This is a genomic window from Bacteroidia bacterium, from assembly GCA_025056095.1.
Lineage (GTDB): Bacteria > Bacteroidota > Bacteroidia > JANWVE01 > JANWVE01 > JANWVE01.
The window spans coordinates 1-13138 of the sequence record JANWVW010000063.1 but is presented as its reverse complement, the minus strand read 5'-3'; the positions used below and the strand labels follow the sequence as shown (position 1 = coordinate 13138).

9 protein-coding genes and 1 CRISPR repeat array are annotated in these 13138 nt (G+C 37.0%); of the genes, 2 read left to right on the top strand and 7 right to left on the bottom strand.

The genetic code is table 11. The features are described 5' to 3' along the window. Positions 1-156: 156 nt before the first annotated feature. The 5 genes from ubiA to NZ519_06590 all read right to left on the bottom strand — a co-directional run bounded on the left by ubiA (position 157) and on the right by NZ519_06590 (position 5706). A complete protein-coding gene (ubiA, locus tag NZ519_06610; GenBank protein MCS7028423.1) occupies positions 157-1005 on the bottom strand; it encodes a putative 4-hydroxybenzoate polyprenyltransferase in 849 nt (282 codons plus the stop codon). Positions 1006-1020: 15 nt separating this feature from the next. Then, positions 1021-2328, bottom strand: coding sequence for a glutamate-1-semialdehyde 2,1-aminomutase (hemL, locus tag NZ519_06605; protein MCS7028422.1), 1308 nt, complete (start codon positions 2326-2328; stop codon positions 1021-1023). Positions 2329-2419: 91 nt separating this feature from the next. Next, on the bottom strand, positions 2420-3604 hold the full coding sequence (locus NZ519_06600) for an SUMF1/EgtB/PvdO family nonheme iron enzyme (GenBank protein ID MCS7028421.1): 1185 nt from the start codon (positions 3602-3604) through the stop codon (positions 2420-2422). A 202-nt stretch (positions 3605-3806) separates the two neighbouring features. Then, positions 3807-4802: a type IX secretion system membrane protein PorP/SprF gene (locus NZ519_06595; protein MCS7028420.1), complete on the bottom strand. Its 996-nt coding sequence runs from the start codon at positions 4800-4802 to the stop codon at positions 3807-3809. Positions 4803-4953: 151 nt separating this feature from the next. Continuing rightward, positions 4954-5706 carry a 3'-5' exonuclease gene (locus NZ519_06590; GenBank protein ID MCS7028419.1) on the bottom strand — a complete coding sequence of 251 codons (753 nt, stop codon included), beginning with the start codon at positions 5704-5706 and terminating at the stop codon, positions 4954-4956. Between the two features lie 91 nt (positions 5707-5797). On the opposite strand from NZ519_06590, the gene NZ519_06585 reads away from it, so the two are divergent. Continuing rightward, entirely contained in the window at positions 5798-5986 is a 189-nt protein-coding gene (locus tag NZ519_06585; protein MCS7028418.1) for a hypothetical protein, read from the top strand. A gap of 1 nt (position 5987) precedes the next feature. Further along, the gene (locus NZ519_06580) at positions 5988-8639 is read left to right on the top strand and encodes a tetratricopeptide repeat protein (protein ID MCS7028417.1); all 2652 of its coding nucleotides are present in this window, start codon (positions 5988-5990) and stop codon (positions 8637-8639) included. A 3-nt stretch (positions 8640-8642) separates the two neighbouring features. On the opposite strand, the gene NZ519_06575 is transcribed toward NZ519_06580, so the two are convergent. Both NZ519_06575 and NZ519_06570 read right to left on the bottom strand, forming a co-directional pair. After that, positions 8643-11783: a CHAT domain-containing protein gene (locus NZ519_06575; GenBank protein MCS7028416.1), complete on the bottom strand. Its 3141-nt coding sequence runs from the start codon at positions 11781-11783 to the stop codon at positions 8643-8645. A gap of 118 nt (positions 11784-11901) precedes the next feature. Further along, on the bottom strand, positions 11902-12057 hold the full coding sequence (locus tag NZ519_06570) for a hypothetical protein (protein ID MCS7028415.1): 156 nt from the start codon (positions 12055-12057) through the stop codon (positions 11902-11904). A gap of 379 nt (positions 12058-12436) precedes the next feature. After that, a CRISPR array of direct repeats spans positions 12437-12898; the repeat unit is 30 nt; unit sequence GTGTTAATCGAACCATTGTGGAACTGCGAC. Positions 12899-13138 lie beyond the last annotated feature (240 nt).

The window sequence follows — 13138 nt, the reverse complement described above, 5'->3', positions numbered from 1 at the left end:
GAGCATGCCGTTAGGCAGTGCGTAGCGTTAGCGGAGCACCGAAGCGAAGCGTAGTGCGGAATGCCCCGACCCTTGCGCAGCAAGGGGCACGCCCAAAAAATAACTTACAAATCTTTTTCTCAATAAGCTAAACACACTAAATAAAACAAGAACATTTCAAGCATATACGGATAAACAAGTGAAAATCCCATACACTACACTTCCTATACCATTAGCTGTGAAAAATGCAATGTTTACTTTGCTGATATCCTCTGGAGTTACCAAAGTGTGTTGATAAAAAAGTATCCCTAAAAATAGTCCTGCACCTGACCAATAAACGATATTTTCTAAATACTCAATTCCTATCCAAATGATAAGAAAAGCAGTAATCAAGTGTATAAAAATAGAAAGTAAGATAGCATTTTTTCTACCTACCCAAGCAGGTATGCTATTGAGTTGGTGGGCTTTGTCAAATTCTTCATCTTGTAAAGCATAAATAATATCAAACCCCGCAACCCAAGTCATAACGACAAGCGAAAAATACAAGGGAAGCCACTCAAATTGACCTACAACAGCCAGATAAGCCCCTATGGGGGCAAGCGATAATCCAAGTCCTAAAATAAAATGACACAAAACTGTAAACCGTTTAGTAAAAGAGTATCCTAAAATGACCAACAAAGCCACAGGTGATAGATAGAAACATAAACGGTTAATGAAAAAAGTTGTAATAACAAAAGCTACACTGTTGACTATTACAAAAATGAGTGCATTTCGCGGCGATATTACTCCCGAAGGAATTTCTCTATTAGCAGTACGAGGATTTTTTTTGTCTATTTCTCTATCTACATATCGGTTAAAAGCCATAGCCGCATTGCGCGCAAATACCATGCACAGTATTATGAGCAATAGAGTTTGCCATTGAAACGAGTCTTGCACATAAGTTCCTAATACAAACCCTATTATAGCAAAAGGCATGGCAAATATGGTATGCGAAAATTTTACTAATGAGAAGTATTTCTGTATCATAGCTTGATAGAGATTTTAATGTACGTTTTTAAGTTCATGAATATGCACTAAGGCATCATAACTTACTTTGATGATTTTTTCAATGTCTTCATCAGAAATAGCACAGCTGACAAACATAGCTTCAAATTGGCTGGGGGCTAAATAAATACCGTTTCTCAAATTATAATGAAAGTACTGTGCAAACCGCTGTGTGTCTGAAGTAAGCGCAGTAGATAAATCTGTAACAGGCGTTTCAGTAAAAAATAATGTAAACATTGAGTTTACTTGATTGAATTGATAATTTAGTCCAAGTTTTTTAAGATTATTTTTTATACCTTCTCCAATCGCTATTGCTTTTTTATTTAACTGATTAAGTAGGTCAGGATTATCGGCGAGTATGCGGAGAGTAGTGTATCCTGCGGTCATGGCTATGGGATTTCCGCTTAATGTTCCTGCTTGATATACTTTTCCCACAGGTGCCACACAGTCCATAATTTCTGCTTTACCGCCGTAAGCCCCTACGGGCAATCCCCCGCCGATAATTTTACCTAATGTGGTCATATCTGGCTGGACGCCGTAATACTCTTGGGCACCACCTAAGCTGATTCTAAAACCTGTCATTACTTCATCAAAAATCAACACAATACCTTCCTGGGTACAAAGTTCTCTTAATCCTTGTAAAAATTCTTTTTTAGCAGGTACGCAGCCCATGTTACCCACAATTGGTTCTAAGATAATTGCTGCAATTTCACCTTTATTTTGGGCAACAGCTTGTTTTACTGCGTTGAGGTCATTAAACGGTAAAGATATAGTGTCTTTTGCAGTGCCTTTGGTTACACCTGCACTATTAGGAACTCCAAAAGTTAGAGCGCCGCTACCTGCATCTACTAAAAAACTATCTCCATGCCCATGATAACAACCTGCGAATTTGATAATTTTATCTCGGTTGGTATATCCCCGTGCGGCACGTATGGCACTCATAGTAGCTTCTGTACCTGAGTTTACCATGCGTACTTTTTCAATAGAGGGAACGAGTTCGCATATTAGTTTAGCCATTTCTACTTCTATACGAGTAGGGGCTCCGTATGAAAAGGAATTAGTACTAGCTTGTTGCACTGCTTCTACAATAGGTGGATAAGCATGCCCTAAAATCATGGGACCCCAAGAGTTGATAAGGTCTATATATGAATTTCCATCCTCATCAAATAAATATGCACCTTTGGCGTACTTAATAAAAACAGGATTTCCCCCTACACTTTTAAAGGCTCTAACAGGCGAATTTACTCCGCCAGGTATATATTTTTTGGCTTCTTGAAACAATTCTTGACTGTGGCTTATCTGCATATTGCAAAAGTAAAAACAAAAAAATAAAAAATAAGTGCATACTTTTTCAAGTATGCACTTTGAATATATTGTTGGATTGTTAGTAAAGTGCTTAGTTACTAATGCGAGATGAACCTACACGAGTCATAGCGCAGCGGAAGCCAATAGTAGCAGAACGAGAAGTATCTTGTTCATGGCGTCTTGCGCCGCAAGTCATGTAGTAAGCCACATCTTTCCAAGAACCTCCGCGATATACTTTAGTGCGTTCGCCTATCAAAGTTGCGCTGTTGGCACGGCTTACGTTAGCAAGATTGCTAGGGGTTGCGGTAAAGTATTCACCTGAAGTAACATAGCGGTTATCTCCATCTAGTCGGTCATTTCTACGGTGAGGATTTAGGTCATCGGCATCTTCATAAGTAAGGATACGATAAGTATCTTGTACCCATTCAGCTACGTTACCTGCCATATTATATAAGCCGTAGTTATTAGGTTCGCCCCATCTTGTGTCAGTGGGAATGGCATATACGTCATCTGTAGTGCGAGGTGTCCAATCAGCAGCTTCGGAATGCCAGCCTGCATAATCTCCACGCCCATGGTAGAAGTTAGCTCGCCATTCTCCGCGTTTAGGTCTGCGGGTAGTGTGTCCTTCCCAAGGATAGAGTTCATTATATAGTCCGCCCCGTGCTGCGTATTCCCATTCTGCTTCTGTAGGCAGACGATATTCAGGATATACTACTCTTTGGTAGCGGGCTGCGTCAGGGTCAGTTACAGTAGGGGGGTTATCTTGAGCTAATTTTCCATTTACAATTGTTGTTCTCCATTTGCAAAATTCTTGAGTTTGTAGCCAAGTGATACCTACTACGGGATATAAATTATATGCAGGATGTTGAAAATATACCTTAGTGTAAGGGTCATTAAACGCTAATTCTCTGAACCATACCATTGTATCGGGAATATAGAGTTTGAATTTCTCATCTTCTGCGGGGATACTGTCTTTTAGACCATACAAAAATTGTTTCCAATCCAAGTTTGAGATTTCACATTCGTCCATGTAGAAAGAAGAAACTGTTACTTGGCGTGGGCGAGCATCCATGTCGTAACCAATATCTTGTTCAGAGTTTCCAAGGTGCATAGTGGCACCTGGAATAAAAACTAGACCAGGTCCTGCTTCTTGTTCTTGGTACTTTTCCACAGTGAAAGGAGTATCCTCCCCAAATCTTTGCCCTGTAACTTGGGATACGCGCGTACGGTTATCTTTTTTCTTGAAGCACCCCGTAGTAATTGCTGCAAGACTCAAGATTACAGTAAAAACTGCTATATGATTAAGCCTTCTCATATTCGTACATCGGTTGAATTTGAGTATAGATTTATCTCATTGTTTGAATTTTTATGCAATTTACAACGAAATGTTTAAGTATGCAAATTTTTGTATGAATATTTATGTGGTTTTTATTCAAAAACTTTGTAAAATACTGATTTTCAGTCATATATTTTTTGTATTAAAATCTTGGGCAGGGAAGCTTGTTAAACCGTTTAGGTTTGAGTTTATGAGTTTGCTCTATTTCTACATTAAAAGAAATTTCATGTGCCCCAAGTCCATAGCCTCGCATATTTGAGGTAGTAATATCATAGCTGTAGCCTACGGTAAACATACCTAATTTAACTCCTGCTAATAAAATGACGGCATCATTCAAACGATACCAAGAACCTAATAGAAGCATTTTGTAATTCCCATAAACGCCTAAATCTATCTGTGTAAAAGGTCCTTGTTTTCTGTATAGACCTCCAAATCCAATGTTAGCTTTTTCATTTATAGGAAATAATCCTCCTATGTTACCTGTAAGTCGCATAGGAAGCTGGGCATTTTGTCCATACAAGAGTAAAGATTGATTAGGTTGAGTTAAGTGGTGTGCGCTAAAACCTACGTACAGGTATTTATTATACCATTCAATTCCGCCTGCAAAGTCAGTATAAGTAATAGTGCGAGATGGGGGTAAATTTTCTCCTGAGGGTAGGCTACTATTAAATCCTGTTCGAGGATCAAGCTGGTTACCGAAAGTAAGCAAATAAAAGTCTATACTTTTTTGAGCGAATCCTGCTTGTCCGCCAATGAGCAAATTAGAGCCTCCTAAATTGAAATTAGCTGAGTAGATAGCGCTAAAGTCTAGAGATTCTAGGTTACCTTCACCTGCTCTATCTACAGTAATAAGCCCCCCTACACCATGTGTAAGTATTCTTTTTACACGTTTTCCGCCCTTGTGTGAAGATCCGAATAACAAAGTTTGATCGTAAGCGGCGCTGAAAGTATTATAGCTTTTACCCAATCCAGGCCATTGATTTCTATATATTAAAGTTGCTCTTGGTCCCACACCTGAACCTGCAAAGGCGGGGTTCAGATACAGCTTAGCGGCATAGAACTGTGAAAACTGCGGATCTTGACCTAATGCACTCAAAAACAATGAGCAAGAAAATAAATACAGCAAGATTTTTTTCATAAACATGAAATGTATCTGCGAAAATAGGTATACTTTTTGATTTTATCAACACAAAATGCAAAAATTTGCAATATGTGTCAAAAGCTGTAATTTCAACTTTGAGTGTTTTTTGTGCAGGTGAAACAGTTTAGTGTTCAAAAAACTTTGCTTTTTAGCTCGTAGTTTGATTTACTTTTGTATGACGTATGATATTTTGCTCTGCAATAGGATTTTCTCCGCGTAAAGCTAAAAATACTTGTACCAAAGTTGTTACATCTTTTTCACAGTATGTTGCAATTTTTTCAAGGTCTTTATCTTGATAATATACTCCCTTTACTTGACTACCATCCATTTCACTTTTGGGAGTAGGAATGTCAAACACAGCGGCTAGTAGATCCAAACTGGTGAAATTTTTGTTATCTCCGAACTTCCATAGTTCCATTGTGTCTAAAAGATGAGTAATTTCCCAAGGTTTTTTGCCTTGTATTTGAAAAGGTAGAGGTATTCCTATTCGGTTGATTAACATTCGGCGGCATATATAGGGGAAGTCAAATTCTTTACCATTATGCGCGCATATATAGGACACTTTTCCTATGCTCCAACGGTGGTCCAAAGCTTTTTTGAATGTTTCTAATAATTTTTTTTCTTCCTCGTTGTAAAAAGAGTATAAATTAAGTTCTAGCTCGCCTGACTGCTGATTTTTTTTGACTATACCTACACTAATACAAACGATTTTACCAAATTCAGCTAAAACGCCACCTTGCTCTTCAAAATATTGTTCAGGAGATTGTTCACCTCTTTTGTTTTTTGTTTTTTTGTCCCATAATTTTTGAAAACGTTCGGGTAAGTTTTCATATTTTTCGGTCATAGGTACAGTTTCACTGTCCATAAAAAGGACTTTTTCAATATCGATTTTATCTATCATAGTAGCAAAGATACAATTTATTTTACTAGTATGAAAAAAAACGACGAAAAATTCTATTGAAAGTGGTTTTTTTAGTTAATTTGCGTGAGGCATGCGGAGGGTGGGCGTTAGCCCAGTGCGGAGCGAAGCGAAGCACCGAAGCGATAGCGTAGCCCGAAGCACGCCGACCTTGCCCACACCAGCGCAAGCGAAGTGTGGGCAAGGGCACGCCCAAAAAATTGTTCCTAAATACAAACCTAAAAACCTACCTCTAAATAAACACTTATGCTTATCTTTGTAGTATGAGAATATATGGGCAGCTATGGATAAAAATGATTTGGTTCAGCATAGTACCGCTTTTGATAGCCTGCCGAGCAACTAAGCCTGACGGTTCATTAAATAAAAGTATTCCAAGCTTACTATACCACAACACTACTGCCCACTACAACCGCTTTTTTAACGGCAAAATGAAGTACCTAGAAGCTGTCAAAAACATAGAAAACAACTACAAATACGATTTTAATGAAATACTGCCTATTTACCTCTCATTAGATGTCAATCAAAATAAAGCTGAATTCCAAAAGTTTGATGAAACTGTCAAAAAAATGTCTATTGCCATTACAGACCACAAAAATAGCCGTTGGGTAGATGACTGCTTCTTTTATATTGGATTAGCACGTTTTTACAAAGGGGACTATTTCAGTGCTGCCCAATCTTTTGCATACTTGCTTACCGAAAAACGGTTCGAAAAAACTAAATACAAAAATGACTGCGCAGTATGGCTAGCTAAATCTAAAATTGCTGCAGATGATAATCTCGCAGGTAAAAAAATTATTGATGAATACCTAAGCAAAAAAAATATCCCCAAACGCATACGAAAAGATTTTTATGTACTGAACGCTTTTTACTTTGCTAAGCAAAAAAACTATCCATTAGTAATTGAGAATTTAGAACAAGCTGTCAAACTCACTCGCAGGCGCAAAGAAAAAAACCACTATTATTTTATTTTGGGACAACTATATGTACGCCAAGGTCAAAAAAACAAAGCTTTTGAAGCTTTCACGCAAGCTATGAAACGAAATACACACTATGAGTTTACTTTCAATGCCAAGCTTGGACAAGTACATGCGTATTTAGCTGATACAAGTAACAAACAAAATAAAAAAGTTACTCGCACCCTCAAACGTATGATTGCCGATGACAAAAACAGCGATAACTACGACCAAATTTATTACGAACTTGGAAATATTGAAGTACGTAATAAAAACTATCAAAAAGCTATCCATGCTTACAAAAAATCAGCTAAACTAAGTACAAAAAATGCCTATCAAAAAGGACTAGCCTATAACAAATTGGGAGATGTCTATTTTAGTCCATTAAACAAATTCGTTTTAGCTGAAGCCTATTACGATAGCGCCGCAGCTGCTTTTAAGAGTTCAGGTAAAGCTAACCAAGAATCAGAGAAAGCAGAAGCTATTAAAAAAAATCTTTCTGACTACGTTAAGTACACTAAAATTATTCGTGAAAAAGATAGCTTGATTCAATTTAGTTTGCTTCCCCAAAAAGAGCAGTATGCCATTATTGATGCTATCATCAAGAAAAAAGAAAAAGAACTACAAAAACAAGAAGAGAAAAAAAATAGTGGCTCTAACTTCATAGACCCTATGAGAGATGATCTTCCTAAAACTACTTTCAACACAACAGGAGGTACTTTTTATTTTGATAATCCTGCTGTGGTAGCTCAAGGTAAAGCAGAATTTAAGCGGCTATGGGGAGATAGAGTGTACGGCGACAACTGGAAGTACTCGGAAGGAATTAAGTTTGAAGATTTTTCTTCTAATGCAAATAACGACCCAAATAAAAACACAAATGACCCCAAAAATAAACCTAAAAACCCTCTTTTGATGCGAGAAACCTACCTAAAAAATGTACCCAAAAATGATGCAGAGCGCAATAAGATGCTTGCAGAAGTGGAAGAAGCAATGTACCAGTTGGGAAATACTTTCTATATTGGCTTTAATATGCCTGATTCTGCTCAATATACATTTGAAAATACGCTCAAACGCTTTCCAGATACTAAATATAAGCCTTCTATTTATTTTTCGCTCTATGGAGCTTACAAAAAGCTTAATAATCCCCAAAAAGCAGAGTACTACAAAAATTTACTCATCCAAAACTACCCTGACCACGAATATACACAGTTAATTATGGGCAAAGCTAACAAACAAGTTGCTTTTAGAGATAGCATGAATCAACTTTATGCCCAAGCTATTGCACTTTATGAAAACAAAGAATTTGAACGTACTATTGCTTTATGCGACCAAGTTATACGCCCCAACCCTAAAAATGAAGAGATAGCAAAATTCCATTTTTTACGCGCGTATGCGTATAAGGAATTAGATAAACCCGATAGCCTTATTGCGGAATACCGTTTTATAGACAGGCACTTTCCCAAAGCACCTTTTATTGGTCAAGTTAGAGGGCTATTGGCTACGTTAGAAAAAAATAAAGAAAATATCTCCAAAGTTACCCTTGAATTCGACCCCGAAGTTAAACCGACAGACAAAATAGTGGTATTTCTCTATATAGATAGCAAAAAGAATCTCAACACTGCTAAAATTAAGATTGCTGACTTTAATTCTAAATTCTATTCTACAAGCAATTTAATGGTTAATGATAACATTTACAACGACACTTTGAGTTTAATTTATATCTCTACTTTTCCCGACAAAAGACAAGCTAAACAATATGCCCAGCAGCTTAAAAACGACCCTTCTATGAAAGATTTTTGCAATTCTACATTGAACAATGTATTTGTAATTACTAATCGCAATTTAAATACGCTCATCTACAAACCTGTACCTAATGATGGTATTCATAAAGAATATGAGAATGGGCGAAACAGCTTAGAAGTTTTTATCAAATTTTACCAAGAATACGAACAAGACAACTAATTTTCAATAAACCAACACAAAGGCACCCCAATAGTATGGATAGCTGTATTCTTTCATTACTGCGATTTGTGCCATTTTTAAGGCAGTTTGTTTATTCCGATAGTTTAGCCAAAAAGAATAAAAGTAAGTCATGAGTAGTTGAGTGGCGTTATCATTGACATTCCACAAGCTGGTCATAACAGTTTTTGCACCTGCCATTTCAAAAGCTCGCTGCAAACCAAATATACCTTCACCTGCCATCACACTTCCTAATCCTGTTTCGCATGCACTAAGCACAACTAACTCTGTGTTTTCTAAATTTAAGTGCTGGGCTTCATATCCTAAGAGTATTCCATCATCAATAGAGCTATGATATGAGCTTTCTAATGTCTTTTCAGCGCCTGCCAACATCAGCCCTGAACGTAGCAAAGGAATAGAATATAACGCACTATCACTTATTCCTATTCGCTTTTGTAAAAATTTGTTTTTGGAGTTGTCAATGTAAAAACCGTGCGTAGCAATGTGTAATATCGCAGGATTGTGAATTTTTTTAAGGTTGTCTTCTGTAGCCTGTTGGGAAAGATACACTTGCACCTTCCAATTTTGTCTTTGGAGTAGTTTCTTAATGTTTTCTACTTCTGCTTTTGTACCTGGTAAAGGTAATAAATACCCTCTTGTACTATCCGTATTCATTTTTTCCATTGCATAGTCAGGATAACCAAAAAGTACTGCAGTGCGGCTTGTTATGTCATCAGTTTGTATGACTGTACTTATATCCTCAATATGGTTGATGCAGTAAAAGTCATAACTTAGCAGTAGATACTCCTCTTTCTCAATATCATACAAAGTATTAGGATTGACTTGATAAAAAACGCCATCAGGAATATAGTAAATTTTTGTAGTGTTAAATAAAGCATCTTGTATAGGTCGCCAAAAATGCTCATACACTTGTTCCTGAACATCAAAAACACCTTTTATGTACTTTTTGTATTTTAATATAACTTCCTGTTCTATGTAGTTGCCATTTTTTTGTAGAATGTACTTGGGATACAAATTTTTCTTTTCTATCAAGTAGTGCAGGTAATACAGACTATCTTTTTTAACAGGAATACGTATTGTCAGCCACAAAGCACTGCTGTCAGGGATAGCATTGAGAACTTCTTGCCAAGTGTAGAGCTTGAATAAACGTTGTGTTTCAAAGTTTAGATGCGTACGGAGATAACGTTCTATTTGTGCGGCTTGTTTTTGAATGCTGTCCACGTTCAAATGCTGGTAAAAGTTAAATAAACCTTGTATCAATAGCTTTTTGTTATGCTGCCATTCTTGAAAGTAAGTTTTAAGCTCTTGACTTTGAACATTTGATACAGAAATTCTGAATTTTTGGTGCGTTCTCAATAAAATAGACTTGCAGTATAATTCAAAAATTACCATGTATTGATGATTTTGCTGCTGTAAGTCAATATGTTGTACTGAAAACTGTTGATACTCTTCTAACAAAGCATACATTTTTTGATACCAATATAGTTGTTCATGTTCGTTCATGTAGGGGAATAGTTCTTGTGTAAGCGTAAATAAATGTTTGAGAGCTGCTTGGTAGCAGTACAAAGCACTATCAGGCTTTGTATAAAAGTAGCTCTTAGCTAATATGTGATAACTTTGGACAAGTAGAGTAGGATTGCAGGTTACAGAGGACTGTAAAATAAGCAAAGCCTGTTGAACTTTATGCTGTGCGCTATCATATTTTTGAGCAATTAAAAAAATTTCTGCTTGCTGAATGTAGCAAAGCGCTAGTTGGCTATGCTGCTGCTGAAAAGAGAGTTCTTGTTCTATGGAATTCCATGCAGTGTAAGAATATTCTTTGGGATTGGATAAACTTTTTAAGTATTGGTAGTCCATGTAAATACGTAAGCGAGTAGATGCAGTGAGATGAGCGTTTTGTTGCGCATAGTGGTAAGCTTTTTCCATTAAGTTAGCTGCAAGCGAGAAATTGCGTTCCTGCATATAAATCCGGGCTAAAAACTGAATATTTTCCAAGTACAGAGGATGGTAATATCCTAACTGTTCAGCTTGGATAGAAATTAAACTTTGAAGAATACGTTTAGCAGTATTCGACTGCCCCAAAGCTAAGGCTATGTTTGCTGCCAAAGCTTTGAGTTCGTGTACGTGAATATGATACTCATCCCATTGTGAAGTAAGTATATTTAGAGCTTGCTGTGCATATTCTTCAGCTTCAATGTATTGAGCTGTGTGAAAAAGGTATTTTGCTTTTCTGTACAAGGTTAAAGCATACAAAGGATGTTGATTATGAGATTGTTGTAAAATTTTTTGTTCTAAATAAGTTAAGGTTTTTTGTACCTCATCGTATTTACCTACTTCTTGGTAGATATCTACTTTTTGGGACAAGACAGTATAAAAAACGGACAGGGGCATGTACTTAGTAGTTTGTAACCGTTCTTCGGCTTTTTGTAAAATTTCTTTGGCGCGGTCATAGCTGCCTATTTTAGCATACATTCCTGAAAGCTGTGCAGTTAAGTACGCGTATTCTATATTATTTTCTTCTCGGTAGTAGGGCAAAATCTGCATAAAGTACTGTTCAGAAAGTTTGTATTCCTGCATTTCTTTGTGATACAGTGCCAATTGGGCTAAAACTTGGTAATAAACAGGATGTTGCGTGCCGTATAAATCTTGTGTAAGTTTTTCTATTTCTTGTAATATTGGCTTAATGGGCGTATAGTTGGACAGCAAAAGGTTAAGCTCAACAAGTAAAAGGTTGGCGGTAATGTAGTCAGCGGTGTTTCTACGTTTTTCTATTTGTTGCCAAAGGTAAACTTCTTCATAAGCCTGTTTGTAGTTTCCACGTTCTTTGAGCCAAAGTATTTTGTAATAGTAATACAAGGGGGTATTTTTATCTTTGTGGGCTTTTTCCCATATTTCTAAAGCAGTAGTGTAGTTTGCGGCTAAAGCCTCACTTTTAGCTAAAATTTGATGCCATAAAAAATAGTCAGAAGTGTTAGGTTTAATTGTGTTTTGAACTTTGTAGCACAGTTGTTTAGCGCTTTGGGCATCGTATATTTCTAACTTTTTTTGGGCTTCCAATAAAGTTTTGTTATAGGTATTTGAAAATTGACTTTGTACGTTTATAGTCCATAGGCAGAGGCTTAGCAATAAAACAAAGTCTCTCATTTCTTTGCTTGGCAGGTTTTTTACTCTCAATTTGCTCTATCTTAATTGCAAAAATAACTACTGCGAGCTATAAGTACTCAAAAAATTAAACAGGTTGAGTTTATTTTGAGATGAAGGTTAAGTTTTTATTTTTTTGGGCGTGTCCTTGCCCACACTTCGCTTGCGCTTGTGTGGGCAAGGTCGGCGTGCTGCGGGCTACGCTAACGCTTCGGTGCTTCGCTTCGCTACGCACTGGGCTAACGCCCACCCTCCGCATGCCTCACGCAATCAAATCAAAACAAACTTTCAAAAAAAATTGAAAACATCCAATTACTCAAAAAAAGTCTGACACAAAAAAACCGCTTCCTTTATGCCCACAGTGCAGATTTTGACTACCCCTTTCCGTCGATGTCCACTAAAACTACCTAAAACACTACGAAAACCGTAGCATTTTAGCCCACTTTTTGACCTAACTCCTTGACAATCAACAACCGTCGATGTCTTTCGCAATTTTTTACATAACTAACTCAAAATCATCAACTTAACCTCACTATGTCATTTTGTCAGAACGATCGAAGTCTGATGGCAGATATTTTTTTTAAAAAAATATTGCGTAGTTTGCAGCAATTGCATATTTTTGTGGTCAAAATTTGGGTGTGTTAATCGAACCATTGTGGAACTGCGACTGTTTTGAGGAGTCTCTTTGGCAGACATGTTTTTTGCCTTTGTGTTAATCGAACCATTGTGGAACTGCGACTGCGGCGGCGACTTCTTTTCTTTTCTTTAACTCGTTTTGAACCGTGTTAATCGAACCATTGTGGAACTGCGACCCCAAAAAGTGTAAAGTAAAGTTCATAGAAATTTATAAATTCAGTGTTAATCGAACCATTGTGGAACTGCGACTTATCATTAGAGCCAAAGATGGCATATCCTTGTTCTAAAAGCAAGTGTTAATCGAACCATTGTGGAACTGCGACTCTTTAATGTTTTTTGTTTCAGTAATCATAGTACAAAAAGTGTTAATCGAACCATTGTGGAACTGCGACTCTTGTTCGGTTCAGTTCCACGCGGAAAAGCAAAAGTAATAGGCGCTAATCAAACGATTTTGGAACTGCGAGCTGCAAGGTCAAAATCCTTGTAGCCTTTTTGTACAAGTCTATGTTGTTTTGCATAATAAATTCCGCAGAGGTTAAATAAACACTAACGGACTACTCCTATACACAGGGCAACTTCTACCTCTGCGTGTCCCACGCAACTCAACTGTAAAAAATCGTTCTATCTTACTTTATGCAAAGTTTTAGCTTGTAAGTAATTGTACTTCAAGCTCAAACAAGGTAAAGACATAATTGAACAGGTCA